The organism is Roseateles sp. 22389, assembly GCF_052044995.1.
GTDB lineage: Bacteria > Pseudomonadota > Gammaproteobacteria > Burkholderiales > Burkholderiaceae_C > Roseateles.
This window is the reverse complement of record NZ_JBQEOF010000003.1, coordinates 240,294-265,875: the sequence shown is the minus strand read 5'-3', so window position 1 is coordinate 265,875 and position 25,582 is coordinate 240,294. Positions and strand designations below refer to the sequence as shown.

24 protein-coding genes are annotated in these 25,582 nt (G+C 70.9%); 14 read left to right on the top strand and 10 right to left on the bottom strand.

Translation table 11 applies throughout. The annotated features are described in order from the left end of the window. Window positions 1-38: 38 nt before the first annotated feature. Both ACTJKJ_RS06160 and ACTJKJ_RS06155 read right to left on the bottom strand, forming a co-directional pair. A complete protein-coding gene (locus ACTJKJ_RS06160) occupies window positions 39-3,725 on the bottom strand; it encodes a CheR family methyltransferase (RefSeq protein ID WP_440819971.1) in 3,687 nt (1,228 codons plus the stop codon). 95 nt (window positions 3,726-3,820) lie between these two features. Continuing rightward, on the bottom strand, window positions 3,821-4,096 hold the full coding sequence (locus tag ACTJKJ_RS06155) for a metal/formaldehyde-sensitive transcriptional repressor (protein ID WP_440819899.1): 276 nt from the start codon (window positions 4,094-4,096) through the stop codon (window positions 3,821-3,823). An 83-nt stretch (window positions 4,097-4,179) separates the two neighbouring features. Between ACTJKJ_RS06155 and dmeF the strand changes: the two genes are divergently transcribed. From dmeF to ACTJKJ_RS06115, 8 genes are all read left to right on the top strand, one after another. Continuing rightward, entirely contained in the window at window positions 4,180-5,154 is a 975-nt protein-coding gene (gene dmeF, locus ACTJKJ_RS06150) for a CDF family Co(II)/Ni(II) efflux transporter DmeF (RefSeq protein ID WP_440819898.1), read from the top strand. A gap of 55 nt (window positions 5,155-5,209) precedes the next feature. Beyond that, window positions 5,210-5,350 carry a hypothetical protein gene (locus tag ACTJKJ_RS06145; RefSeq protein WP_158238683.1) on the top strand — a complete coding sequence of 47 codons (141 nt, stop codon included), beginning with the start codon at window positions 5,210-5,212 and terminating at the stop codon, window positions 5,348-5,350. A 210-nt stretch (window positions 5,351-5,560) separates the two neighbouring features. Further along, on the top strand, window positions 5,561-5,782 hold the full coding sequence (locus ACTJKJ_RS06140) for a hypothetical protein (RefSeq protein ID WP_141225181.1): 222 nt from the start codon (window positions 5,561-5,563) through the stop codon (window positions 5,780-5,782). A 259-nt stretch (window positions 5,783-6,041) separates the two neighbouring features. Next, window positions 6,042-6,356 carry a hypothetical protein gene (locus tag ACTJKJ_RS06135; RefSeq protein WP_440819897.1) on the top strand — a complete coding sequence of 105 codons (315 nt, stop codon included), beginning with the start codon at window positions 6,042-6,044 and terminating at the stop codon, window positions 6,354-6,356. Window positions 6,357-6,375: 19 nt separating this feature from the next. Further along, window positions 6,376-6,723, top strand: coding sequence for a hypothetical protein (locus tag ACTJKJ_RS06130; RefSeq protein WP_297389488.1), 348 nt, complete (start codon window positions 6,376-6,378; stop codon window positions 6,721-6,723). A gap of 11 nt (window positions 6,724-6,734) precedes the next feature. After that, window positions 6,735-7,295: a cell division protein FtsI gene (locus ACTJKJ_RS06125; protein ID WP_297389491.1), complete on the top strand. Its 561-nt coding sequence runs from the start codon at window positions 6,735-6,737 to the stop codon at window positions 7,293-7,295. A 41-nt stretch (window positions 7,296-7,336) separates the two neighbouring features. Continuing rightward, on the top strand, window positions 7,337-8,035 hold the full coding sequence (locus ACTJKJ_RS06120; protein WP_183488875.1) for a flagellar basal body L-ring protein FlgH: 699 nt from the start codon (window positions 7,337-7,339) through the stop codon (window positions 8,033-8,035). A gap of 162 nt (window positions 8,036-8,197) precedes the next feature. After that, the gene (locus tag ACTJKJ_RS06115) at window positions 8,198-8,968 is read left to right on the top strand and encodes a Crp/Fnr family transcriptional regulator (RefSeq protein ID WP_440819896.1); all 771 of its coding nucleotides are present in this window, start codon (window positions 8,198-8,200) and stop codon (window positions 8,966-8,968) included. Window positions 8,969-9,011: 43 nt separating this feature from the next. On the opposite strand, the gene ACTJKJ_RS06110 is transcribed toward ACTJKJ_RS06115, so the two are convergent. The 4 genes from ACTJKJ_RS06110 to ACTJKJ_RS06095 all read right to left on the bottom strand — a co-directional run bounded on the left by ACTJKJ_RS06110 (window position 9,012) and on the right by ACTJKJ_RS06095 (window position 13,928). Continuing rightward, window positions 9,012-9,557 (bottom strand): cysteine hydrolase family protein, encoded by a 546-nt coding sequence (locus tag ACTJKJ_RS06110; RefSeq protein WP_440819895.1) that lies wholly within the window; start codon window positions 9,555-9,557, stop codon window positions 9,012-9,014. Between the two features lie 81 nt (window positions 9,558-9,638). Next, on the bottom strand, window positions 9,639-12,629 hold the full coding sequence (locus tag ACTJKJ_RS06105) for a TonB-dependent receptor (RefSeq protein ID WP_440819894.1): 2,991 nt from the start codon (window positions 12,627-12,629) through the stop codon (window positions 9,639-9,641). A gap of 10 nt (window positions 12,630-12,639) precedes the next feature. Further along, a complete protein-coding gene (locus ACTJKJ_RS06100; protein WP_440819893.1) occupies window positions 12,640-13,488 on the bottom strand; it encodes a hypothetical protein in 849 nt (282 codons plus the stop codon). Between the two features lie 56 nt (window positions 13,489-13,544). Continuing rightward, window positions 13,545-13,928 carry a hypothetical protein gene (locus ACTJKJ_RS06095; protein ID WP_297389506.1) on the bottom strand — a complete coding sequence of 128 codons (384 nt, stop codon included), beginning with the start codon at window positions 13,926-13,928 and terminating at the stop codon, window positions 13,545-13,547. 696 nt (window positions 13,929-14,624) lie between these two features. Between ACTJKJ_RS06095 and ACTJKJ_RS06090 the strand changes: the two genes are divergently transcribed. The 4 genes from ACTJKJ_RS06090 to fdhD all read left to right on the top strand — a co-directional run bounded on the left by ACTJKJ_RS06090 (window position 14,625) and on the right by fdhD (window position 20,094). Beyond that, window positions 14,625-16,295, top strand: coding sequence for an OFA family MFS transporter (locus ACTJKJ_RS06090; protein ID WP_297389509.1), 1,671 nt, complete (start codon window positions 14,625-14,627; stop codon window positions 16,293-16,295). A gap of 181 nt (window positions 16,296-16,476) precedes the next feature. Beyond that, window positions 16,477-18,837 carry an FdhF/YdeP family oxidoreductase gene (locus ACTJKJ_RS06085; protein WP_297389513.1) on the top strand — a complete coding sequence of 787 codons (2,361 nt, stop codon included), beginning with the start codon at window positions 16,477-16,479 and terminating at the stop codon, window positions 18,835-18,837. Window positions 18,838-18,847: 10 nt separating this feature from the next. Beyond that, window positions 18,848-19,222, top strand: coding sequence for a hypothetical protein (locus tag ACTJKJ_RS06080; protein ID WP_440819892.1), 375 nt, complete (start codon window positions 18,848-18,850; stop codon window positions 19,220-19,222). Then, complete coding sequence (fdhD, locus tag ACTJKJ_RS06075) at window positions 19,219-20,094, top strand: formate dehydrogenase accessory sulfurtransferase FdhD (protein WP_440819891.1); 876 nt, start codon at window positions 19,219-19,221, stop codon at window positions 20,092-20,094. The genes ACTJKJ_RS06080 and fdhD overlap by 4 nt, the downstream gene beginning before the upstream one ends. Before the next feature lie 33 nt (window positions 20,095-20,127). Here fdhD and ACTJKJ_RS06070 read toward each other — a convergent pair whose 3' ends face one another. The 4 genes from ACTJKJ_RS06070 to ACTJKJ_RS06055 form a co-directional block, all read right to left on the bottom strand. Then, window positions 20,128-20,595, bottom strand: coding sequence for a hypothetical protein (locus ACTJKJ_RS06070; protein ID WP_440819890.1), 468 nt, complete (start codon window positions 20,593-20,595; stop codon window positions 20,128-20,130). Window positions 20,596-20,918: 323 nt separating this feature from the next. Next, complete coding sequence (locus ACTJKJ_RS06065; protein WP_440819889.1) at window positions 20,919-22,112, bottom strand: ABC transporter permease; 1,194 nt, start codon at window positions 22,110-22,112, stop codon at window positions 20,919-20,921. Beyond that, the gene (locus ACTJKJ_RS06060; protein ID WP_440819888.1) at window positions 22,109-23,152 is read right to left on the bottom strand and encodes an ABC transporter ATP-binding protein; all 1,044 of its coding nucleotides are present in this window, start codon (window positions 23,150-23,152) and stop codon (window positions 22,109-22,111) included. Before ACTJKJ_RS06060 ends, ACTJKJ_RS06065 begins: the two co-directional genes overlap by 4 nt. Continuing rightward, window positions 23,149-24,297 carry an HlyD family secretion protein gene (locus tag ACTJKJ_RS06055; protein ID WP_440819887.1) on the bottom strand — a complete coding sequence of 383 codons (1,149 nt, stop codon included), beginning with the start codon at window positions 24,295-24,297 and terminating at the stop codon, window positions 23,149-23,151. Before ACTJKJ_RS06055 ends, ACTJKJ_RS06060 begins: the two co-directional genes overlap by 4 nt. A gap of 231 nt (window positions 24,298-24,528) precedes the next feature. Here ACTJKJ_RS06055 and ACTJKJ_RS06050 point away from each other — a divergent pair, with 231 nt between their 5' ends. After that, complete coding sequence (locus tag ACTJKJ_RS06050) at window positions 24,529-25,230, top strand: SDR family oxidoreductase (RefSeq protein WP_440819886.1); 702 nt, start codon at window positions 24,529-24,531, stop codon at window positions 25,228-25,230. A gap of 125 nt (window positions 25,231-25,355) precedes the next feature. Continuing rightward, the gene (locus ACTJKJ_RS06045) at window positions 25,356-25,571 is read left to right on the top strand and encodes a putative motility protein (RefSeq protein ID WP_440819885.1); all 216 of its coding nucleotides are present in this window, start codon (window positions 25,356-25,358) and stop codon (window positions 25,569-25,571) included. Window positions 25,572-25,582: the final 11 nt, after the last annotated feature.

Below are 25,582 nucleotides of genomic sequence, written 5' to 3'. Positions count from 1 at the left end.
GCGACCTGGCCTCGTGATGACTTGAGCTCGCGGCCCGCTCAGCGTGGCTTTGCGATCAGCAGCTTCTCGACGAGCAGGTCGACGTCCACCGGCTTGGCGAGATGGTCGTCGAAGCCGGCCGCGATCGCGGCATCGCGGTCCTGGAGCGTGGCCAGGCCGGTCAGCGCGACCGCATAGAGCGGCGGGCCGCCGGCCGCGTCGCGTTCGCGCTCATGCGCCCGCAGCCGACGGATCAGCGAATAACCGTCCGCCCCCGGCATGGCCACGTCGCTGACCAGCGCATGGGGCGCGGCGTCCGGCGCCGCGGCCGAGACCGCGGCCCAGGCCTCGTCGACCGACCCGGCCGCGCGCACCTGGGCGCCAGCCAGTTCGATCAGGTGCCGCAGCGCGTCCAGCGCATGCGGGTCGTCGTCGACCAGCAGCACGCGCAGGCCGCGCAGGTCGGCGGTGACGCCTTCGCGCGGCGGCGTGTCGGGTGTGTCCGAGACCAGTTCCGCCGCCGGGAAACGCACCGTCAGCCGCGTGCCGCGGCCTTCGCCCTCGCTGTGCGCGGTCACCGTGCCGCCGTGCGCCAGCACCAGGTGGCGCACGATGGACAGCCCCAGGCCCAGCCCGCCGTACTCGCGGGTGCGGGTGATGTCGGCCTGGGTGAAGCGGTCGAACAGTCGCGGCAGCAGCTCGACGGCGACGCCGATGCCGGTGTCCACGACCGCCAGCTCGACCGTGGGGCCGATGCGGCTGAGCGTCACGCCGATGCGGCCGCCGCGCGGCGTGAACTTCAGCGCGTTGCCGACCAGGTTGGAGACGATCTGCTGCATCCGGCGCTGGTCGCCCTGGATGCGGTGCGGCTGCTGCAGGCCGGTTCCGCTCAGCGTCAGGCCGCGCGCCTCGGCGGTGGGCTGCAGGCCGTCGACGACCGCGCGCACGCAGGCCGACAGGTCCAGCGGCCGCATCTCCAGCGTCAGGTGGCCCGAGGCGATGCGGGACACGTCCAGCAGGTCGTCGATCAATTGCGCCTGCGCCTGGCAGTGCTTGAGGATGGTGCTGATCGCGCGGGTGGCGGTGGCCTCGGCCAGCACGCCGCGCTCCTGCGACTGCTTCAGCACCGAGGCCCAGCCGGCGATCACGTTGAGCGGCGCCCGCAGCTCGTGCGACACCATGCCCAGGAAGTCGTCCTTGGCGGTGTTGGCGCGCTCCGCGTCGTCGCGGGCATGCTGGGCCGAGCCCAGCGCGCACTTGAGCTCGTGGATGTCCTGGAAGGCGATGACCGCGCCGTCGATGCGCTCATCCGCGGTGCGGTAGGCCCGCACGTTGATCAGCCACCAGCGGCCCTCGTTGTCCTGATGCTCGTGCTCCACCGGCGCCAGGCCCTGCACGGCGGCCTGCACCAGCTGCTCCAGCTGGCCGACCGCGAAGCGCGAAGTCACCAGCGCGACCGGCTGGCCGATCGCCTGGCCGATGGCCGCGGGCTCGAAGCCGAAGAGCTGCGCCACCTGCGGCGACGCGTGGCGCAGGCGCAACTGGCGGTCCAGCAGCACCACCGGCAGCGGGATGCCCTCGACCAGGTTGCTGAGGTCGTCGTTGACCTGGTCCAGCTCGTCGTTGCGCGACTTGAGCTCCTCGTTCAGCGAGATCAGCTCCTGGTTGGCCGACTCGAGTTCCTGCTTCGCGCTCTGCAGTTCCTCGTTGGCGCTCTGCAGCTCCTCGTTGGTGCTGAGCATCTCCTCGTTGGCGGTGCGCAGCTCCTCGTTGGCCGACTCGAACTCGATGACCAGCGTGCGCAGCTGGGCCTGCGTGGCCTCCAGTTCATCGGACAGCGTCGTGACGGTGCGCTCGAGCTCGTCGACGCGCGCCCGCGCGCCGCCCGGCGAGAACGGCGGCGCCGACAGCGCCGAGGCCACGCCGGCGACCGGCTCGTCCGGCTCGGGCGCCAGCGTGACGAGGAAGTGCTGCAGTGCCTCGCCCGTCTCCAGCGGTAGCACCTCCAGCGCATAACGGCGGTCGCGGAAGGCCACCCGCTCGCGTCGCACCGGTTGCGCGGTGCGCTTGGCCTCGATCAGTGCCGTGCGCACCGGGACGTTGAGCTCGGCGTCGAGCAGCCGGGGCAGCGCCAGCGTCGCCTCGCCGCTGGCCGGCGCGATGAAGGCGGCCACGTCGCCGCGGAACTGCACGACGTCGCCGCTCTCGTTCACGACGAAGCCGGGCGGGGCGTAGCGCGCCAGCGCCACGCGGTCGGCCGCCCCGCTGACCAGGTCCGGCGGCGGCGCCTGCGGCACGCGCGGCGCATCGCTGTCGCTGACCCAGGGGCGCAGCGCGTCGATCGGGAACAGCGGCCGCTGGCGGCGCGAGTTCGGCAGCTTGCGGTACAGGTGCGGCGCGCCCGCATGCTCGAAGCCATCGGCGACCGAGGCCGCCTCGGCCCGGCCCAGCAGCATGAAGCCGTCGTTGCGGCAGGCGTAGTGCAGCACCTCGAAGACATGCTGCTGCGCTTCCTTGCGCAGGTAGATCAGCATGTTGCGGCAGCTGATCAGGCCCATGCCGGAGAAGGGCGCATGCGCCAGCAGGTTGTGCCGCGCGAAGACGCACATCTCGCGCAGGTCCTTGGCCACCAGGTAGCCGCCGGCGCTGGGGAGGAAGGCCGCGTCGCGGAAGGCCTGCGGCACGTTCTCCAGCGCCGCCGCGCCGTAGCGGCCGGCGCGGGCCGTCTCGATCGAGGCCTCGTTGATGTCGGTGCCGAAGATCTGCACGCGGCGCGCGATGCCCTCGGCGTTCATCGCCTCCTTCAGCAGCATCGCGATGGTGTAGACCTCTTCGCCGGTCGAGCAGGCGGGCACCCAGATGCGGATCGGGTCATGCCGCAGCGCCAGCAGCTTGGGCAGCACGACCTGGCGCAGCACGTTGACGAACTCGGCATCGCGGAAGAAGGCCGTCACGCCGATCAGCACGTCGTCGCGCAGCGCGGCGGCCTCGTAGGGGTCGCTGCGCAGCAGCTGCAGGTAGGCGGCGACGTCGCGGTCCTTCTGCAGCAGCACGCGGCGCAGGAAGCGCCGGCGCAGGTTGACGTCCTTCACGTAGCCCAGGTTGACGCCGGCCTTCTGCTGCACGATCGACAGCGCCGTCTCCAGCGCATCGGCGTCCTGCGTGCCGGAGGCGGAGCCGGGGAGCCCGCCTTCCTGGTGCGGCTGCCCGAAGCGCCGCACCAGCGCGGCGGCGATGTCCGTCGGCGGCAGCACCTCGTCGACGAGGCCGGTGTTGATCGCCGCGACCGGCATGCCGTCATGGGCCGCGGTGCCCGGCGCCTGCGCGATCGCGAAGCCGCCGGAGGCCTTCAGGTCGACGATGCCGGCCGCGCCGTCCTGGCCCGTGCCGGACAGGATGACCACCGCGCCGTCCAGGTCCGGATCCTGCGCCAGCGTGGCGAGGAAGCCGTCGATCGGCAGGTGCAGCCCCGGCTGCCGGCGGGTGAGGCGGAAGTGGCCGTCCAGCGCCATCACGCCCGCGTTCTCGGGCAGCACGTAGACGCGGCCGTGCTCGACCTTGGCCAGGTGCTCGAGCCGCTCCACCGGCAGGGTGGTGCGCTCCTGCAGGACCTCGGCGAGATGGGATTCCTCGTTGGGATCGAGGTGCGTGATGACCAGCACCGCGAAGCCCGGTTCGTGCGGTAGCGCACCGAGGATGGCGCCGAGCGCGTCGATGCTGCCTGCCGAGCCGCCCAGCACCACCACCCGCAAGGGACGCCGCTCCTCTGTATCCACCCGAGACCCCGTTGTCTTGAAAGGTGCGGCGGAGTCTACCCCTCGCGCCCCGCGCCCGTGGGCGCTCAGCGCAGATAGGACTTCAGCAGCGCCGCGACCGCGTCGGTCTCGGCCGCGCGCCGCTCGGCGCACAGGCCCGGCGCGCCGAGGTGCTCGCGCACATGGCCTTCCAGCACCTCGGCCATCAGCCCGTTGACCGCGCCGCGGATGGCGGCGATCTGCTGCAGCACGGCCATGCAGTCCGCGTCCTGGTCGACGGCGCGCTCCAGCGCCGCCGCCTGCCCCTGGATGCGGCGGATCCGGGTGAGCAGCTTCTTCCGGCCGGAGGTCGTGTGTGCCATGGCGCGGCATTCTAGCGACGCCGCGCGGTCGGCTCCTATACTGGGGGGGAGTATGACAACGCCGGCCGGGACCGGCTTTTCCCATGCCTTCCACGACCTCCATCGCCGCCTGGCAGCACACGCATGTCTTTGACGAGGGCAACCCGCTCGCCGCCCGCAACACGCGCTGGGCCGTGCTGCTCACCGTCGCGATGATGGTGGCGGAGATCGCCGGCGGTTATCTCTTCAACTCGATGGCGCTGCTGGCCGACGGCTGGCACATGAGCTCGCACGCGGTGGCGCTGGGCGTTTCGGTGCTGGCCTATGGCGCGGCGCGGCGCTGGGCGAAGGACGGCCGCTTCGCGTTCGGGACCTGGAAGATCGAGGTGCTGGGCGGCTACAGCAGCGCGCTGCTGCTGATCGGCGTCGCGGGGCTGATGCTGTGGCAGTCGATCGAGCGGCTGCTCGCCCCGACGCCGATCCATTACGACGAGGCCATCGCGGTGGCGGCGCTCGGGTTGCTCGTGAACCTCGCCTGCGCCTGGCTGCTGCGCGGCGAGCACCATCATCACGGCCACGGCCACGGCCACGGCCACGGCCACGGCCACGGCCACGCGGCGTCCCACGATCACGGTCATGACGACCTGAACCTCCGCGCCGCCTATCTGCATGTGCTGGCCGACGCGGCGACCTCGGTGCTGGCCATCGTGGCCCTGCTGGGCGGGCGGTTCTGGGGTGCCGATTGGCTGGATCCGGCGATGGGCATCGCCGGCGCGGCGCTGGTGGCGGTCTGGGCGCGCGGGCTGCTGCGCGACACCGGCCGCGTGCTGCTGGACGCCGAGATGGACGCGCCGGTCGTCGACGAGGTCCGCGAGGTGATCGCCGCCGCCCCCTGGCCGGCGGCGATCACCGACCTGCATGTGTGGCGCGTGGGCCGGGCCCAGTACGCCTGCATCGTGTCGCTGGTCACCGACCATCCCGAGGCGCGGCCGGACGAGGTCCGCCGCCTGCTGTCGGTGCATGAGGAACTTGTTCACGTGACCGTCGAGATCAACCGGCCCGTGAGCCCGACTGTCTGATCCGCGCCGCGGCGCCGGGTCGACCGGCACCGGCACGCCGCCACAATCGCGGCCCATGAAAACCAACTACCTCCTCGCCGCCATCCTGGTCAGCAGCCTGATCGGCGCCTTCGTGGCCAATCGCTCGGTGAAGACCGCCTGCGCCGTCGTGTCCGGCGGCATCGCGCTGTATGCACTGCTGCGGCAGGTGATCTGAGCCACCGGGATGATCAGATCGATCACCTCGAAATGATCGATCTGATCCTGCGCCGGCCTGCCGTCGCGCGTGTCGCATCCCCCGCGACCGCTTGACCGTCCCCCACCGCCTTTCGTCCCGCTCCTGGCCGCATCCCTCCATGTCCACCCTATGGTGGGATGGCACTTGCGCCGGCCCCCGCCGATAGTGGGGGTTCGACAGGAGAGGACCATGCGACAACGATTCGCGCCCCCGACCGGCGACGCCGGTCACCCCCTCGGTTCGGTCATGCAGCACATCCTGCGCCAGACCGAACTGCTGCTGCAGCGGCGCATCCCGTTCAGCCCGTCCGGCTGGCCCATCGAGGACACGCCCGCGCTGGAAGGCCTGGAGGTCAGCGAGTCCAGCTGGGACGAGTGGACCGAGGCGCTCGAGCTCCAGCGTCGCCCCTGACTGCCTTCCGCGTTCCCTTCCCCCCTTCATGGCCGGCCCGCACGCGCCTCGCGCGCCGAGGGCGTTGATCGCCCGCACGACGCCGCTTCCGCGCGAACTTGAGCGGAGGGAACGGGGTCGACGCCGCCCAGTTCCCGGCCTCGGTGACGCAGTTCACCGAGCTCGCGGCGACCGCTGAGTTCCTCGCGCTCATCCGCGCATGCCGCCCGACGGCCGCGGCGAAGAATCCGTTCACCCCAACGAACGAGAGCGCTTCGCCATGCACGTCAAGTCCTCCGCTTCTCCGTCGCCGGCCGTCCGGGCCGGCGCGCCGGCGCCTTCGGGACCGGCCAAGGGCGCCAAGTCCGGCGCAGCCGATTTCGCCAAGGCGCTGAACGAGGCCAAGGCGGCCGCCCCCGGTCCGGCCACGACCGCGCCCCTCGCATCGCCTTTCGCGTCGCCCGTCGCGAACGCGGCCAACGCCGCAGCCACCACCGCGGCGCCCACTCCTTCAATGGCTGCTTCGCCGACGCCCGCCTCGCCGGTGCCGAGCACCTTGTCGCTGGACACGGCCGCGCTGGCCGCGCGGCCTTGAACCCCGCCGGGAGTCCGCCTTGAGCAGCGTGCCCTTCCTGTCCGGCCTGGCCAGCCTCGCCACCTCGTCCGACGGTTTCTCCGCCGAGGCCAGCCGCGCCACACCGTCCGGCGCGTCGTCGGGCCCGTCCCGCGGCGGTCCGGGCCTGACGCTGGGACCGGTGCTCGGCGTCACCGCCACCATCAGCGCCCAGGGCCTGCAGGCGCTGGCCGACCACACGCTGGACGCGGTCGAGACCGCCGCCGACACGGTGACCGACACCGTCGGCGATGTCGCCGGCAGCGTGGGCCAGGTGCTGGGCAACGTCGTTGCTTACGGCGTGATGGCCGCGCTGGGCGGCGGCGCCGTGCTCGACGAGCTGGTGTGAGGCCCGCCGCCATGCGCCCGTCCTTCGTCCGGCCGCTCGCCGCCGTCGTCATGGTCCACGCCGCGGCGATGGCGCTCGGTGGCTGTGCGGTGCTGAGCCCGGTCCCCGCCTGGGAACTGGTGAAGGGCGCCAGCGCGGCCACCTCGACCGCGCTGGCGACTGCCGCGCCGGCCCGGGCGAGCAACACCGTGCATCACGGCGATGCGCCGGTGCGCGCGGTGTGCATCGAATTCAACCGCAATGCGCCGCTCGAGGACCTGGTCCCGGCGCTGCAGGTGGAGCTCAAGGGCCAGGGCGTCGACAGCCGCGTCTACGAGCCCGGCACCGGCCTGCAGCAGTGCGGCGTGTGGCTGCGCTACGTCGCCACCATCGAATGGGGCGTGCCGCCGATGGCCAGCGGCTACCGCGCCAACCTGAGCGCCGCGTCGCTGAGCCTGCATCGGTCGGACGGCACGCTGCTGTCCACCAGCAGCTACGTCGCGGACGAGAACTTCGGCCTGGCCCGATGGGCCGGGACACGCAACAAGATCGCGCCGGTCGTGAAGGCGCTGGTCACCGGCTTCCAGAGCTGAGGGAGAGGGATGTGATCTCGAGCAAGCAATCTCGCCACCGCATGCGCGCGGCCCGCCGCGCCGCCGCGCTGGCGACCGCCGCCGGCGCGCTCGCGGCGCTGGGCGGCTGCGCCGGTGCGCCGCCCACGGTGCCCGGGCCGATGCTGGTCGCGCCGCCGCAGGCGCCGATGTACATCGAGCGGCCCAGCAACGGCGCGATCTACCAGCCCGGCATGTCGCCCACCTCGCTGTTCTCGGGCGAGAAGCGGCCCAGCGCGATCGGCGACACGCTGAAGGTCGACATCCAGGAGACGCTCAAGGCCACGCAGAAGCAGACCACCGACACCAGCCGCGACAACCGGCTCGCGGTGCGCGGGCCGGGCGGCCAGAGCAAGGTCGGCGCGGTGGAGCGGCTGCTCAACATCGACGCGACCGCCTCGGGCAGCGATGCCTTCAAGGGCTCGGGCACGACGGAGACCGACAACAGCTTCGTCACGCAGGTGGCGGTGAGCGTGATCAACGTGCTGCCCAACGGCAACCTGCTGGTGGCGGGCGAGCGCAACGTGGGCCTGAACAAGGGCGTCAACACGCTGCGCTTCTCCGGCATCGTCAATCCGCGCGACATCCGCCCCGGCAACGTGGTGGCTTCGCGCGACGTGGTGAACGCCAGCCTGGAGAGCGTCGCGCAGGGCGATGTGTCCGAGGCCTCGTCGCGCAGTTGGCTGCAGCGCGTCCTGGCGCGGAGCCTGTCCATCTGGTGACCGGCGCGCGGTCAACCGGCAAACCGGGCCGACCTCACCGGCCTTATCGACCGATCGGCGGGGACGGTCCGCTTCTATAACCCACGGTTCGCCGTCAGGCCTTCGCAGACCTTCCGCATGCAGCGCGGAGGGCGGAGCCTGGCCCGGTGGATCCCATCCAGCATGAGCATGAACACGAAGGCGACGCAGGTGCCGCACAACGGCGAGACGGACAACCCCGACGACTGGCTGGCCGACGGCCAGGTGCGGACCTATCGACGCGGCCAGAAGATCATCGAGGCCGGCAGCCCGCTGGCCGAATGGATCGCGATCAGCGGCGGTGCCGCCTTCCTCGCGGCCAAGGTCGCCGCCGACACCCGCGTGGCGGTGGCGGCGCTGTGGCTGGGCGACGTCATCGGGGCGGATTCGCCACTGGGCCAGCTGGCGGCGCGCTACGACGTGACGGCGCTGGTCGACGTCACCACCATCCACATCCCGCTGCCGCGGATGAAGGACACCCATGCCCCGCAACGCGACGCGGCCACGGGCGAGCTGTATGCGGCGACCGCGTCGCGGCTGCAGGACCAGATCACGATGCGACTGGCCGGCAACGGCTTCCAGCGCCTGATCAGCGTGCTGGCCACGCTGGCGGCGGCGCTCAGCAGCTCGCAGCGCGGCGGCGCGGCCAGCAACAGCCTGGCGCTGCCGGTGTCGCAGGCCTGCATCGGGCAGCTGTCGGGCCTGTCGCGCCGGCAGACCTGGATCTACCTCGGTCAGCTCGCCGAACGCGGCTGGAGCCGGACCTCGCGCACGAAGGTGACGCTCGAGGGCCTGAACGCCTGGCTCAGTCTGATGAACGAGGTGGAATCGCGCGGGCTGGACTGCATCGGCACCGTCGACCAGTGCGACATGACGCTGTCGCGCCTGGCCAGCGCGCGCACGGCGCTGAAGTAGCGCGGCGGGCGGCCGGCGGGAGGGACGCTCGGCGGCCGCCGGCTCAGGCCGCGCCGAAGCGGATCTCCGCCGCCGGCTTCGCGCTCATCGCGGGACCGAAGCTGTTGAGGTGGCGCAGGATCAGCGTGTGGTGCTGGATGATCTGCGGCGCGGTCAGCGCGCCATTGGCGATCGTCGTGTGGCCGTCCTCGACCAGCGTGACGTCGTAGCCCGCGCTGAGCGCGCGTCGCGTCGAGGTGTCGACGCAGAAGTCGCTCTGCGCGCCGCACACGACCAGGTGTGTCACGCCCAGGCCCTTCAAAACCGCGTCCAGCTCGGTCCGGTGGAACGAGTCGGGCGAGGTCTTGCGCACCCGGGGATCCTGCGGCCGCGCCTGCAGCCGGTCGTCGAGCTGCCAGCCCTCGCTGCCATGGCGCAGCGGTTCCCAGCCGTCCTCCTCATGCTGCACGAAGACGATCGGCGTGCCGGTTTCGCGCGCCTGCGCGATCAGGTCGTTGATTCGGCCGATCACCGCGTCCACGTCGTGGCAGGCGTACTCGCCCACGCACAGTGCGCGTTGCAGGTCGATGATGAGCAGGGCAGTGGTCATGACGGTCGCCAGGCAGGGGAGAAAGCGGCGAGCATACGCCGCTCCCGCCGCCCGTCCCGCCCCCGGCATAGCCCGGACGCTTCAGAACTTGTAGGTCAGCACCACCCGCAGCGCGCGGTTGTCGCCGCGGGCGGTATTGGGCTTGTCGAGGTTGAGGTTGTCGCCGCCCAGGCGATTCGTCGGCTGGCCCGCGGGCGGGGCGATGCCGACCCAGTCGTCGAAGCCGGCGTAGTTGTCGGCGCCGAAGACGTTCAGCACATCGAGCCGCAGCGCCACCTGGTGCAGGCCGTACTTGAAGGCCTTGCCGAGGCTGATGTCGACCTGGCGGTAGCTCGGCGCATCGCCGCGCATCAGGACGCACTGGTCCGTGCCACCGAGGCAGTTGGTCAGCCGCCGCGGGAAGCCGCTCGCGTAAGTGCCCTTGGCCGAGAAGCTCAGGCCCCAGGGCAGCAGCTTGTCCGTCATGAACGCGCCGACCAGCCGATGCCTGTCGACCAGCGTGCTGGGATTCCAGCCGCGCCCCGCGCGTCCGTAGGTCCAGTCGAAGGTGTCGTTGCTCCACTGCAGGTTGGTGGTCCTGGCATCGCTGTAGGTGTAGGCCAGCGTCGCCGTCCAGCCCGAGGCCGCGCTGTAGGGCCGGTCCACCTTCACGAAGACCGAGTCGGTGCGCGTGCGGCCGATCGAGTCGCCCAGCACCAGTTGCCCGAAGCCATCGGGGCCGCCCCACAGCGGATCGAGCGCCGACTGCTGCGCGAAGCCGCCGTTGGCGTCGCGGTTGCCGCTGAACCAGACGAACTGGTGCTTCGCCTCGATGCGGCTCAGCGCGATCTCGCCGTTCCAGGTCGGCGACAGCGCCTGCCGCAACCCGATGCTGAACTGGTCCGCGTAGGGCATCTTCAGGTCGTTGCGGATCAACCAGATCTCGCCGCCCGGGGCCTGGTTCTTCTGCAGTTCGTCGAGCGCGTGGTTGGCCATCGTGCGGTCGTAGCTGCGCCCGTAGCCGCCGAAGACCACCGTGTTGCGGTCGTTGAAGACGTCGTAGGAGAAACCCAGCCGCGGCGCGATCGCCTGCTTGAAGGCCTTGCGGGAGTTGCCGCTGCTGATGTAGCGCGACACGTCGATGCCGCCCTTGGCCAGCGACTGCGCGTAGGTCTGCCCCGCCGGTGGCGCGATGCCGAAGCGCGGCACGTCCGCCGCCAGCAGCGCCGCGACGCGGTCGGCGGGCGTCGCATAGGCGTTGTTCAGCATGTTGTCCTCGTAGTCCCAGCGGACGCCGAGGTTGAGCTCGAGCTGGCGCGTCACGCTCCAGTCGTCCTGCAGGTAGAGGCCCCACTGCCGGTTGTTGAAGCGGGCCTGCGCTGGCGCGGTGGCGCGGCGGATGTTGCACTCGTCGCTGCTGCTGCCGTTGTTGGAAACGTTGGTGCCGGTGCAGTTGGTGCCGTCCCAATAGGGCAGGCCGGTGGCCGTGTCGATCAGCACGTCGACCGCGTCGACCGAATTCGCCGTGCCGCTGAGGTCGTAGCGCATCGCCTTGAGCTTCACGCCGCCCTTGATCACGTGACCGTCGAAGCCGGTGTAGGTGAGTTCCTCCGACACGAAGACGCCGCGCTGCTGGCGCCGCTGCGCATCCGGCGAGCCGCCGTCCAGGATCACGTCCTGCGAGGTGGTCAGCACCTGCGGCGATGCGGTCGACACCTTGTAGCGCACCAGCGCCGCGTCCGCGGCCGACTTGGGATTCCAGAGGTAGTCCTCGTAGCCCAGGCGCGCCTCGCTGAGCCAGTCGCCGCGCGACCACTCGTGCTTCAGGTCGACCCGCGTCTCGTCATTGCGGCGCTCCTTGTCGTTGCCGGGCAGCGAGAGGTTGCGGTCCTCGGCGATGCGATCGGTCTCGCGGCGAAGGCGCGCGCTCAAGGTGAGCTTGTGCTCATCGTTGATCTGCGCGTCGAGCTTGCCGAAGAGCAGGTCCTCGTGGAACGGGTCCACCTGGCTGCCGCGGCGCGCGCGCAGCGTGGGCACGATGCCGGCCTCGGGCAGCTTCTCGAAGTTCTGCCCGGCGATCTGGCGCGAGTCCTCGATGCGCTTGCCGTCGTAGGCGAGGAAGAAATGCAGCTTGTCCTTGACGATCGGGCCGCCGATGCTGCCGCCGTACTCGTACTTCTGCGACGACGGGCGCGGCACGCCTTGCGATTCGCGTTCCTTCTCCAGCGCATTCATCGAGCGCCAGTTGGTGCCGGTGCGATCGGCGTAGACCTCGCCGTGGAATTCATTCGTGCCGGACTTCGTCACGGCGGTGATCGCGGCGCTGCTGACCTGGTCGAACTCGGCCTTGTAGTTCTGCGTCAGCACCTTGTATTCGGAGATCGCCGACTGCGGGAACGGATTGCCGCGGGTGTCGGACTGGCCGCTGACGCCGCCGCGCAGGATGTTGTTCTTCTGGCCCACGCCGTCGATGAAGACGTTGAGGTGGTCGAAGTCCTGCGCGCCCGACTGCACCCGGCTCAAGCCGCCCGCGTCGGTCGAGAAGGCCACGCCCGGCGCGAGGTCCGCGGCGCTGAGGAAGTTGCGGGTGCTCTGCGGCAGCGCCTCGATCATCCGCTGCGAGACGACGGTCCCCAGCTGCGAATCCTTCACGCCCTGGCGCGCCGCATTGCCTTGCACGGTGACGCGGCCCAGCTGCACCGCATCGGCCGCGCCGGGCGCCGCGGGCGCATCGCCCAGGTCCAGCGCCGCGCTCTCGCCGACGGACAGCGTGATGCGCTCGGAACGGAGCGTCGCGCCGTCGGGGCCGATCACGGTGATGGTGTAGTCGCCGGGCGCCAGGCCGATCAGCGCATAGCGGCCATCGGCCCGCGTGGCCGTGCGATAACGCGCGCCGGTGGCAGCATTGATCGCCAGGATCGTCAGTCCGCCGGACTGCGTGCCGGCCGGCGCGTTGACCAGCCCGCGGACCGTCGCGCGGCTGACCTGCGCAGACACCGGCGCATCGAGCCCCGCGCCCAGCGCGAGCGCGACGAGCCAGGCGGAGCCGTGGCGGGACAAGCGGGCAGGGCGGGCGGAGCGGCGCGCGGTCATGGACCGGGCGTCAGGTGGAAGGGCCGGCCTTGGCGCGGCGCATCTGCTCGGCGAAGACCTGCTCCATCGACTTCTTCTCGGGCAGCACGTAGACGATGCCGCCGCGCTTGCCGAAGGTGGGCCACAGGGTCTGCTCGAAGAATTTCACCGGCATGTTGATGCAGCCGAAGCTGATGCGGTTGTCCTTGGGCGTCGGGGAGGCGAGCCGCTCGAGACGGCGCTCGGCCGGGTTGGTCGGCCGCACGCGGTGCATGGACACGGCCGCGTCGTAGTCGACCCAGAGCACGTCTTCGTGCAGCGCGTTCTTGCCCGGCTGCGCGACGAAACGCCCGGCCGGCGTGGTGCGCTCGGAGGGCTTGACCTCGGCGATGGGGCGCAGGCCGATGCCGGCGACGCTGTCGTCGCCCGCGGCATAACCGAGCAGCACCGGCGTGGTGGCCTGCAGCTTGCCGTCGGCGTTGAAGACGAGCACGCGCGCCTGGCGCTTGTCGAGGATCGCGAACGGACGACCGTTGTGATCCCAGCCCGCCATCACCCACTGGGCCAGCTGGCGGGCCTGCTTGGAAACCTTGGTCTTGCCGAAATCGGCCGTGCCGGTCCGCGGCACTGGCGCGGGGGCTTGGACGACGGGCTGGACCGGGGAAGAGGGGACGTGCTTCGCGACGGCGACGGGCGCCGGGCGCAGCTGCTTCATCAGGAAGGTCGCCGCCGGCCAGGCCAGCAGCGCACCGGCCAGCCCGATCGCCAATCCCTGCGCCGCCCATCCGGCGCGTTCCTTCAGCGCTTCAGGAATCCGCCGCCGCGCCGGCTCGGCCGGCGGGGGATCGCTGAAGAAATAGCCGCTGGAGGCGCGCAGCATGGGGGACTTTCAGGGAAGGGCGTCAGCGGGGCTGGACGGCGATGAGCGGGTCACGCTCAGTTGCGGTCGGCGCGCGGGGCCGGCTCGCCAGCGCTGGTCGGCTCGCTCGGCAGCGGCTGCTGCGACGACGGCGACTGCTGGTTCTGCCACTGGTCCGAGGACTGCGGCTGAGCCTGCTGCGACTGCGCCTCGGATTGGGTCTGCGACTGCGGGTCGGTCGACTGGGTCGACTGGGTCGCCGGGGCCGCCTGGTCGGCCGGCGTCATGCTCTGGTCAGCGGGGGCCTGCTGCTCCGTCTGCGTGGCGGGGTACTGCTCCTGGGTCGTCTGCGTCTGGGTCGACTCGGTCGAGTTCTCCACCTGGGCGTAAGCCAGGCCCAGCACGCTGGCGAAGGCGGTCAGGGCAACGGCACCGGTCACGAGGGATTTGGTCGCGTTCATCTAGTCTCTCCTTTGGGCTTGAGGGGCCGATCGGTGAGATCGGTTAGGACCTACTGTGGACCGTGGGCGGGGAGCGGAACGTGGGCAGAGGACGCGAGGTCTTGTAGGACAAACGGCAGGTTTCACCCCGATACATCCTCGTGTTCATCGGGGAAAGCGCGATTCCCGCGCAATAAAAAACCGGACGACCTCAAAGAGGCGGTCCGGTGAAGACGGCGCTGATGAACGCCTTCGGAGACGGGGGAACGGTCCCAACAATAGGCAAAGACCCGGACCGTAAAAATGCGTGAGCGGAAATGCACCGTTGTGGCGCGCTCAACAATCGCCGCCCCGGGGATCGCCCCCGAACCGGGGGTGATGTGCGCGATTCGCCCGAATTAACGCCGCCTCTACGGGTAACCGCCGGCCGTCCCATAGTTACCGGCTGTCGGTTTCGTGCGATAGATGTCCGTTTGCTATGTGTGGTTGTCAATGAATGTCAATGACATGCGTCAAGATCGCGCCCGCCGCGAGCGTTCTGCCTCAACTCTTTCAGGCCGTAACCAACCCCTGCTGTGTTTGCAGGTCGTTGATGCCGAAAGGGACACGGGACCCCGGAACGCGGGACGCGGCCGACCCATCCCGTTTGAGGGTTCGGAGAGGGTCGCCCATCAGCGGGCCGCGTCGCGGTCGCCATTCATTGTTTGAGGAGGACCCATGTCTACTGTGCTGACCGACCCGAGCGTCGGATCCGCTGGCTCGAGCTGGCTGGACAAGGAGCGCACCATCGCCGCTCCTGGCTTCAACCGCTGGCTCGTGCCGCCCAGCGCGCTGGCCATTCACCTGTGCATCGGGATGGCCTATGGCTTCTCGGTGTTCTGGCTGCCGCTGTCCAAGATGCTGCAGACCGCCGGAGCCGGTGCCGCCTGCGGCAAGGACGTGGGCTTCTTCGCCCAGCTGTTCACCACCGAGTGCGACTGGAGCGTCGCGACGCTCGGCTGGATGTACACGCTGTTCTTCGTGTTCCTGGGCTGCGCCGCCGCGATCTGGGGCGGCTGGCTGGAGCGCGCCGGTCCCCGCAAGGCGGGCCTGGTGTCGGCCGTGTGCTGGTGCGGCGGCATGCTGATCTCCGCGATCGGCATTCACACGCACCAGTTCTGGATGATGATCCTGGGCTCCGGCGTGATCGGTGGCATCGGGCTGGGCCTGGGCTACATCTCGCCGGTGTCGACGCTGATCAAGTGGTTCCCGGACCGCCGTGGCATGGCCACCGGCATGGCCATCATGGGCTTCGGCGGCGGCGCGATGATCGGTTCGCCGCTGGCGGTGGAGCTGATGAAGCGCTTCGCCACGCCGACCGACCCGGGCGTGACGCAGACCTTCGTCGTGATGGCGCTGATCTATTTCGTCTTCATGGTCGCGGGCGCGCTGGGTTACCGCGTGCCGCCCACCGGCTGGAAGCCCGAGGGCTGGACCCCGCCGCCGGCGCAGGCCAACAACGCCATGATCACGCAGCGCCACGTGCACGTGAAGAAGGTGTGGGGCATCCCGCAGTTCTGGCTGGTGTGGATCGTGCTCTGCATGAATGTGTCGGCCGGCATCGGCGTGATCGGCATGGCCAGCCCGATGCTGCAGGAGATCTTCGGTGGTTCGCTGATCGGCGTGGACGCCAAGTTCGCCGACCTCGACAAGACGCAGCTGGCCGCGATCGCCGCGATCGCCGGGGGTTTCGCCGCACTGCTGAGCCTGTTCAACATCGGCGGCCGCTTCGTGTGGGCCTCGCTGTCGGACAAGCTGGGTCGCAAGATGACCTACACGGTGTTCTTCGTGCTGGGCGGCCTGCTGTACGCCAGCCTGCCGAGCAGCGCCGCCGCGGGTCACAAGCTGGCCTTCGTGGGCGCGGTCTGCGTCATCCTGTCGATGTACGGCGGCGGCTTCGCGACGGTGCCGGCCTACCTGGGTGACCTCTTCGGCACGCAGATGGTGGGCGCGATCCACGGTCGCCTGCTGACCGCCTGGGCCACCGCCGGCATCCTCGGCCCGGTCGTGATCGGCTACATGCGCGAGTACCAGCTCGGCCTGGGCATCCCCCGCGAGCAGGTCTACAACCAGACCATGTATGTGCTGGTCGGCATGCTGGTGATCGGCCTGATCGCCAACCTGGCCATCCGCCCGGTCGCCGCGAAGCACTTCATGAGCGACGAGGAACTGGCCATCGAGAAGAAGCTGGCCCACGAGAAGGCCGCCGCCAGCGAAGTCGGCAGCGGTCCGGGCGCCGGCAAGGCGACGCCGGTGGGCCTGGTGGTCCTGGCCTGGCTGGCCGTCGGCATCCCGCTGTCCTGGGGCATCTACAAGACCCTGCTGACGGTCGCCAAGTTCTTCAATTGACCCTCACCGTACGGCGCCGCGAAGCAGCGCCGATACTGTGACCCATCGATGGCAGACCTCGGTCTGCCATTCTTCCTTGTTAGCGAGGGGCGGGCCGAGCGCCGGGCCGCCCCAAGCCGGCCCGCCACCCCCTCGGGGGGTGGATAGAACGGGTCGCGGCCCGTTCTATCCGGGGGCACCAATGACAGCAGAGCAGAAGATCCATTTCTACAAGGGGCCCGCAGGTGGCTGGGGCGCGCTGCGCAGCGTCGCCAAGCACCTGCAGCAGCAGGGCGTGGCCGTCAAGGGCGCCAAGACGCTGCTGTCGGCCAACCAGCCTGACGGCTTCGACTGCCCGGGCTGCGCCTGGCCCGACCGGGATCACCGCTCGACCTTCGAGTTCTGCGAGAACGGCGCCAAGGCCATCGCCGCCGAGGCGACCTCGCACCGCGCCACCGCGCAGGTGCTGGGCGGCCACACCGTCAGCGAGCTGGCCGAGTGGTCCGACTTCGACCTCGAGAACCTGGGCCGCATCACCGAGCCGCTGGTCTACGACGCCGCCAGCGACCGCTACGTGCCGATCGCCTGGGACGACGCCTTCGAGCTGATCGCCGCGCGGCTGAACGCGCTGAAGGACCCCAACGAGGCGATGTTCTACACCTCGGGTCGCGCCAGCAACGAGGCCGCCTTCCTCTACCAGCTGTTCGTGCGCGAGTTCGGCACCAACAACTTCCCCGACTGCTCGAACATGTGCCACGAGCCGTCCGGCCAGGGCCTGAAGCCGACCATCGGTATCGGCAAGGGCACGGTGACGCTGCACGACTTCGAGCAGGCGGACGCGATCTTCATCTTCGGCCAGAACCCCGGCACGAATCACCCGCGCATGCTGGGCGAGCTGCGCGAGGCCTCCAAGCGCGGCTGCAAGATCGTCAGCTTCAACCCGCTGCGCGAGCGCGGCCTGGAGCGCTTCGCCGATCCGCAGGACAAGATGGAGATGGCGACGCTGGGCAGCACGCCGATCTCCACCCACTACTTCCAGCTGCGCATCGGCGGCGACATGGCCGTGATGAAGGCGCTGTGCAAGCGCGTCTTCGAGCTCGATGACGCGGCCGTGGCCGCCGGCGGCGAGCGCGTGCTGGACCTGGGCTTCATCGCCGAGCACACGCATGGCTTCGAGGCCTTCGAGGCCAGCATCCGCGCCGAATCCTGGGAAGCGCTCGAGGCCGAGTCCGGCCTGTCGCAGGAGCAGCTGTGCGCCGCCGGCGACCTGTACGCGCAGGCCAAGCGCGTGATCATCTGCTGGGGCATGGGCATCACGCAGCACCAGCATTCGGTGGCGACCATCCAGCACATCGCGGCGCTGCTGATGCTGCGCGGCAACCTGGGCCGTCCCGGCGCGGGCGCCTGCCCGGTGCGCGGCCATTCCAACGTGCAGGGCGACCGCACGATGGGCATCTACGAGAAGCCGCCCAAGGCGCTGCTGGACCGGCTGGGCCAGGTCTTCGGCTTCGAGCCGCCGCGCGAGAACGGCTATGGCACCGTCGAGGCCATCCAGGCGATGCTCGACGGCAAGGGCAAGGTCTTCATCGCGCTGGGCGGCAACTTCGCCGCCGCGACGCCGGACACGGTGGCCACCTGGAAGGCGCTGCGCTCGACCGAGCTGACGGTGCATGTCACCACCAAGTTCAACCGCAGCCACACCATCCACGGCAAGGAAGCGCTGGTGCTGCCCTGCCTGGGCCGCACCGAGATCGACATGCAGGCCACCGGCCCGCAGGGCGTGACCGTCGAGGACTCGATGAGCATGGTCCACATCTCCAGCGGCATGAACGCGCCCGCGTCCGAGCACCTGCTGTCCGAGCCGATGATCGTCGCCCGCCTGGCCGCCGCGACCCTCAAGGGCCGCTCGAAGACGCCGTGGCTGTGGCTGGTGGAGGACTATTCGCGCATCCGCGACAAGATCGAAGAGGTCTTCGACGACTTCAAGGACTTCAACGAGAAGATCAAGCAGCCGGGCGGCTTCCGGCTGCGCAACACAGCGTCGGAGCGGGTCTGGAACACGCCCACCGGCAAGGCCAACTTCATCACCCACGCGCTGCCCACGGACACGCCCTTCCATCTGGCGCAGGCGCGGGCGATCGAGCACAAGGCGGTGGTGTTCAACCTGGCGACGGTGCGCTCGCACGACCAGTACAACACGACGATCTACGGCATGGACGACCGCTACCGCGGCGTCTGGGGCCATCGCCGCGTGGTCTTCATCAACAAGGAGGACCTGCGGCAGATCGGCATGAAGGCCGGCCAGTGGGTCGACATCACCAGCGTCTACAGCGATGGCGACACGCGTCGCGCCGAGAAGTTCGTGCTGATCGAGTACGACATCCCGCGCGGCTGCCTGGCCAGCTACTTCCCCGAGACCAACGCGCTGGTGCCGCTGAGCAGCATCTCGATCGGGGCCGGCACGCCGACGTCCAAGTCCATCCCGGTGGTGCTGACGCTGCGGCCGCAGGACGAGCCGGTGCCGCAGGCGCAGGCGCGTTCGGTGGCGGACGCGCGGGCCTGAGGATCGCCGCATGAGCCGCGCTGACACGTCCGCCGCCGAAGAGGTCCACGACCGGGAGGCCGTGGAGGGCGCGGACGGCGATGGCGGCGATGACGGTGGTCCGGGCGACATGGCCGCGCAGGCGCGTTTCGCGCTGGAGACGCTCGCCGAGCTGGACGCCGGCAACGGCGTGTCGCTGCCGCGGCTGGCCAAGCGCACCGGGCTGCGGGTCAGCGTGCTGCTGCGCCTGTACACGCTGATGAGCGACGCGCGCGTCGGCGACGAGCAGGGGCCCGGCTGGGTGCGGCTGCATGTCGATGAGGACGGGCGCTGGATCGCGCGGATCACGCCGGTGGGCCGCGGTGACGAGGCGCCCGCTGCCGGCGGCGGGGAGTCGGCGGCATGAGCGGGACCTGCGCACTGCCGGGTGACGCGGAGGGCCGCGGCGATGGCGGCGTCGGCGATCGCGACGACGACGCACCACTGCCCGCCGCGTTGGTCGCGGTGCATCCGACGCGGCTCGGCGCCACGCGCGCGGCCGAGGAGGAGTTCGTCGCCGAGGAAGTGCCCGTCGCGCTCGAGTACAACGGCCTGTCGCATGCGGTGATGCTGGCGACGCCGCTCGACCTCGAGGACTTCGCGCTGGGCTTCTCGCTGACGGAGGGCCTGCTGGCCTCGCCGGCGGACCTGCTCGACGTGGAAGTGCGCACACGCCCGAATGGCGTGGCCCTGCAACTGCGTGTGACCGCGCGTTGCGAGGCGCTGCTCAAGGAACGTCGGCGCAGCATGGCCGGGCGCACCGGCTGCGGGCTGTGCGGGACGGACAACCTCGACCAGGTCTTCCGTCCGCCGCAGCGGCCCGTGCCGCCGCTGCCGGCCGCGCTGGCGGCGGATGAGGCGCTGGTGGCGGCGCTGTCGCGCGCGATGCGCGAGCTGGCGGCCGCGCAGCCCCTGCAGCAGCGCACCGGCGGCATCCACGCTGCCGCGTGGTGCGGCATCGACGGCGCGGTGCGATGGGTGCGTGAGGATGTCGGTCGCCACAACGCGCTCGACAAGCTGATCGGCGCGATGGCGCGCGACGGCGTCGATGCCTCGCAGGGGTTCGCGGCGGTGACCAGCCGCGCGAGTTTCGAGATGGTCCAGAAGGCCGCGCTCGCCGGCATGCCGATGCTGGCGGCGGTCAGCGCGCCTACGCATCTGGCGATCCGCACCGCGCAGGCCTGCGGGCTGCGGCTGGCGGGCTTCGTCCGCGATGGACGCGCGACGCTGTACGCCTGAAGCGGTCTCGCGTCCTCGCGTGGCGTTGCCGCCTCAGAACTTGCAGGCCATGCCGAGCTGGGCCGCGATGTCGACCTGCGTCGAGCCGTCGCCCTTGCGGCCGAGCTTGGACGGCATGCGGAAGCGCCCGGCACATTCGGTGGCCTCCAGGCCCAGGCCGCGGAGCAGCTGCTTCGGCCCTTCCATGCCGATGCTCAGCGCGTGATGCGCGCGCTTGGGCGGCGGGCCGATCGGGGCGCCCTCGCGGGGGAGTTCGATGACCTGGATCTGGAGAGCCTGGTGCAGCATCGTGCTGCTGCCGTTGGTGCCGGCGGAGGGGCGCCCGGGTTGCATGCGGGCGCGCAGGGCGGCCAGCGAGGCTTGCAGCGCGAGCGGCCGGCGGGCGGCATTGGCGGCCGTGTCGATCTCGGCTTCCGACGCGGGCGAGGCCGGGGCGAGGACGTCCGGCGCCGAGGCCGCCGCATCCGGGAGGGACGGCGCCGCCGCGACCAGCCCGCTCATGCCGAGCGCCGCCAGCGCGCCGGCCCGCCGCCAGGCGCGTTGCCAAGCCCGTTCCCGAGCGCTTTGCCAAACACGTCGTGTCGCGTGTCCCATGCCGTCCTCCGTCCTTCAAGCGCGTGCCGCCACAGTGCGCGGCGCCGCTGAAGCGCTCCTGAAGCGGTGCTGAAGGGCGGCTGAAGGCGGGGTCGGGACTTCCCCGCGGACTGCGAGCGGACGCTGGCCCTCACCCCGCCCTCTCCCGCAAGCGGGAGAGGGAGAATTCCCGCGCCCCGCGCCCCGCGCCGCGGCGCTGTCCCGCAAGCGGGCGCGGGAGCAATCCGGCGCTAGTCGAGTGTCTGGCGGTAGCGCATCAGCGCGATCGTGCCGGCGACCAGCAGGAACACCAGCATCGGCCAGAGTTCCGGCAACAGCTGCATGAAGCCGTTGCCCTTGAGCATGATGCCTCGCACGATGCGCAGGAAGTGGGTCAGCGGCAGCGCCTCGCCGATCACCTGCGCCCAACGCGGCATGCCGCGGAACGGGAACATGAAGCCCGACAGCAGCATCGACGGCAGGAAGAAGAAGAACGTCGCCTGCAGGGCCTGCAGCTGGTTCTTCGCCAGCGTCGAGAAGGTGAAGCCCACCGCCAGGTTGGCCAGCATGAACACGCCGATCATGGCCAGCAGCAGCGTGAAGCTGCCCGCCATCGGGATCTGGAACAGCAGCGCCGCGGCCAGGAGGATGACGCCCAGCTGCACGTAACCCAGCACGATGTAGGGCAGGATCTTGCCCACCATGACCTCCAGCGGTCGCACCGGCGTCGCGAGCAGGTTCTCCATCGTGCCGCGCTCGCGCTCGCGCGTCATCGCCAGGCCGGTGAGCATCACCATCGTCATTGTCAGGATGGTGCCGATCAGGCCCGGCACGATGTTGTAGCGCGACAGGCCCTCCGGGTTGTAGCGTCGATGGATGCGCCACTCGAAAGGCGGGCTGGCGGCACCGCCCGTGGCGATCGACGTCGTCGGGGCGATGCCGCCTCCGGCGCCGGCGGGCGTCCCGGCCGCCGCCGCGCCGACCAGGTCGCGTCGCAGCGCCTGCGCGCCAAGCTGCGCCAGCGCCGCCAGCGCGTTGCTGGACGCGGACGGATCGGTCGCATCGACGCTCACCAGCACCGCGGGCCGCTCGCCGCGCAGGATGCGGCGGCTGAAGTCGGGCGGGATCACGATCAGGAACTGCACCTCGCCGTCCTCGACCATCGCATCGCCGTCATGCTCCGAGGCCGGACGGGCCTGGACGCGGAAATAGCCGCTCTGTTCCATGGCCGCCACCAGACTGCGCGCCATCGGCCCGCGATCCTGCGTCACCACGGCGGTGGGCAGTCCCTTCGGGTCGGTGTTGATCGCGTAGCCGAAAAGCAGCAGCTGCAGGATGGGCACGCCGACCGCCATCGCGAAGGTCGGCCGGTCGCGCAGCATCTGCTGGACCTCCTTGATGAAGATCGCCAGCACGCGCGCGAGGCTGAAGCGGCGATCGGTCATCGCGCGCCCGCCCGGTCCGTGGGCCTTGCCGGGGGGGACGGCGTCGCGGTCGCCGCCTCGAAGTTGTCCGGTGTCCGACTGATCAGGCTGATGAACACGTCTTCGAGGTTGGCCTCCGCCCGCGCCCAGCGCAGCCCGTCGCCGGCGCGGTGCGGCGCGATCGCCCGGTCGAGCGCGACCGCATCCTGTCCCGCGACGTGCAGGCTGCTGCCGAACGCGGCGACGCTCAGCACGCCCTCGGCGCCGTTCAAGGCGGTGGAGACGGCGGTCAGTCGCTGCGGATCATCGGCGTGGAGCGCCCAGACGGTGAGGCCGGCCTGCGCGATGATCTCGCGCTGCGTGCCGCGCGCGAGCAGCCGGCCGTAGGCGATGTAGGCGAGCTCGTGGCAGCGCTCGGCCTCGTCCATGTAATGCGTCGAGACCAGCACCGTGATGCCGTCGGCGGCGAGCCGATGGATCTCGTCCCAGAAGTCGCGGCGCGCCTTCGGATCGACGCCGGCGGTCGGCTCGTCGAGCAGCAGCAGGCGAGGGTCATGCAGCAGGCAGGCGGCCAGCGCCAGCCGCTGTTTCCATCCGCCGGACAGGGCGCCGGCGAGCTGGTCCTGCCGCGTCTTCAGTCCGAGCCGTTCCAGCGCCTCGTCCACCCGGCGAGGCCGCGCGTCGAGTTCGAACAGCCGCGCGATGAAGTCCAGGTTCTGGCGGATGGAGAGGTCCTCGTAGAGCCCGAAGCGCTGCGTCATGTAGCCGACCAGGCGCTTGATCTCAGCCGCGCGCCGGCGCATGTCCAGGCCGAGGCAACGGCCCTCGCCCTCGTCGGGCGTGAGCAGTCCGCACAGCATCCGGATCGTGGTCGTCTTGCCGCTGCCGTTGGGGCCGAGGAAGCCGCAGATGCGCCCGCGTCCGAGTTGCAGGTCGACGTGGTCCACGACGGTCCGCTGGCCGTAGCGTTTGGTCAGGCCGCGGACGTCGATGGCCAGGTCGCTCGCGGACGACCCGGCGCCGTCGCCGGGGAGCGTCGTCGGCGCGCTGCGCTCGGTCATGGGCGTCCGCCGGAAGCGGCCGATGCCGTCGACGCCGCGGCACCGGCCGTCGCGGGCGCTGCGCCCGCAGACGGGCGCACCTCCAGCGGCTGTCCCGGATGCAGGCGCGTCGCCTGCGCGGGATCGGGGCGGGCCTCGACCAGGAACACGAGTCGCGCCCGCTGGCTGTTGGAATAGATCACCGGCGGCGTGTACTCCGGTTGCGGCGGGATGTAGCTGATGCGCGCCGCGATCGGCGCGCCGCAGCCGTCGCAGCTCAGCAGCACCGCCTGTCCCTGGCGCAGGGAGGCCAGCTCAGGTTCCGGCACGTAGAAGCGCGCCTTGCGCTGCGACGGCGGCAGCAGCGCCACGACCGGCTGGCCGGCGTTGACGTACTCGCCGACGCGATAGAAGGTGTCGTCGACCAGGCCGGCGGCCGGCGCGCGCTGCCGGGTCTGCGCTTCGCGCCACTGCTGCTGTTCGAGCGCGGCCGAGGCGGCTTCGGCATTGGCGCGCGCGGCGGCTTGCTGATCGCTGCGCGCGGGCAGTTCCGCCACGCGCAGCGAGGACTCGAGCTCGCGCACGCGTTGGCGCGCCTGCGCCGCGGCGGCCCGGGCGTCGTCCAGCCGCGCCGCCGAGATGAAGCCCTGGCCGATCAGCTGCTGCTGCCGCGCCAGGTCGGTCTCCGCCAGCGCGGACTGCGCGCGCGCCTGTGCCAACTGGGCCCGGCTCATCGCGATCTCGTCGGGACGGCGGCCCTTGGCGGCATCGGCCTGTTCCGCGCGGGCGGCGGCGAGTCGCGCATCGGCTTCGGCGCGGGCGGCGCGCATCGGGGTGACGTCGATGCTGAACAGCGGCGCGCCGGCCGCCACGGTGTCGCCGCGCTGCACCTGGAGGTCGAGCAACTGGCCCGCGACCGGCGCCGCGACGTAGACCGGATCGCCTTCGGCATAACCGGACCAGGCCGGCGACGGTTCGGGACCGCAGGCGGCGAGGGCTGCGGCGGCCAGCAGCGCCAGGACGGCATTCGCGCGACCTGCTCCCCGAGCCTCCGGAGCCTGCGGGGGCGCCGCGCCGGCCGCGCGGACCGCCTCGGCCTGGCGACCGATCCGGACCCCATTCCAACGGAAGAGGCGGTGAGGCGGGCGGCGCGGCATCGTGGGCATCGGCGGCTTCTCCGGACGACGGGATGGCCGGGATTATTGCCCCTGAGCCAACTGCGCGCGCGAGTAGCCGGAGCGCCAACATCGGTCCGCGCGGCTTGGCGACATCCCCTCCGCCGACAGGGGCAAGGCGTGGGCGGTCCGGCGTTTAGATGATGGTCGACATTACATTATTCATGTCGAGTGAAATTGAAAAAAGCCACTCCACCCCGTTCCACTGCTCAAGGATTCACCATGGACTTCAAGAACACTGTCGCGCTGGTCACCGGCGCCAATCGCGGTCTCGGCAAGAGCTTCGTCAAGGCGCTGCAGGCCGCCGGCGTGAAGAAGATCTACGCGGCGGCGCGGGATCCGGCGTCCATCGACCTGCCCGGCGTGACGCCGCTCCGGCTCGACGTCACCAAGCCGGACCAGATCGCCGCGGCGGTGCGGGCGGCGGGTGACGTCACGCTGCTGATCAACAACGCGGGCATCACCCGCGGCTCGCCGCTGATGGGCGAGCAGGCGATCGCCGCGCTGCGCGATGAGTTCGAGACCAACGTCGTGGGGCCGCTCGAGCTGACCCGCGCGTTCGCGCCGGTGCTCAAGGAGCAGGGCGGCGGCGCGGTGGTCAACGTGCTGTCGGTGCTGAGCTGGCTCAACCTGACCGGCGCGGCGACCTACAGCGTGTCCAAGGCGGCGACCTGGTCGGTCACCAACGGACTGCGCCAGGAGCTGAAGGATCAGGGCACGGCGGTGCTGGGGCTGCACGTCGGTTTCATGGACACCGACATGACCGCGGGCATCGACGCACCGAAGACCGACCCGCTGGACGTCGCCCGGCAGGTACTGGCGGCGCTGGCCGACGGCAAGGACGAGGTCTATGCCGATGACATGACGCGCGCGGTGAAGGCGGGGCTGTCGGCGGAGCTGGGCAGCTACCGCGGCGGCGTTTGAGGCGGCGTCCACGGCCGCGCGCGACGTGGTGGGTGAGGCGGCGGGCGAGGTGGCTCGGCGCGGGAGCGGCGTCCACTGCGTGAATTTCCGCTCAAGTCGGCGCGGAATCGGCCGATAGTGCCTGCATGGTCATCACCAACTCCCCCAGCGTCGACGCCGCCGTCAGGCAGGCCTCCAACGGCACGCCGGGCACGGCCGGCAATGCCGCCGGCCTGCTGGTGCTGCGCAAGGCCATGGACGTCCAGGAAGCCGGCGCTGCGGCTCTGCTCGCCGCCTTGCCGCAGGCGCCTGCCCTGGCCACCGAGGGCACGCTCGGGCGGAACATCAACACCTACGCCTGATCCGGCGGCGC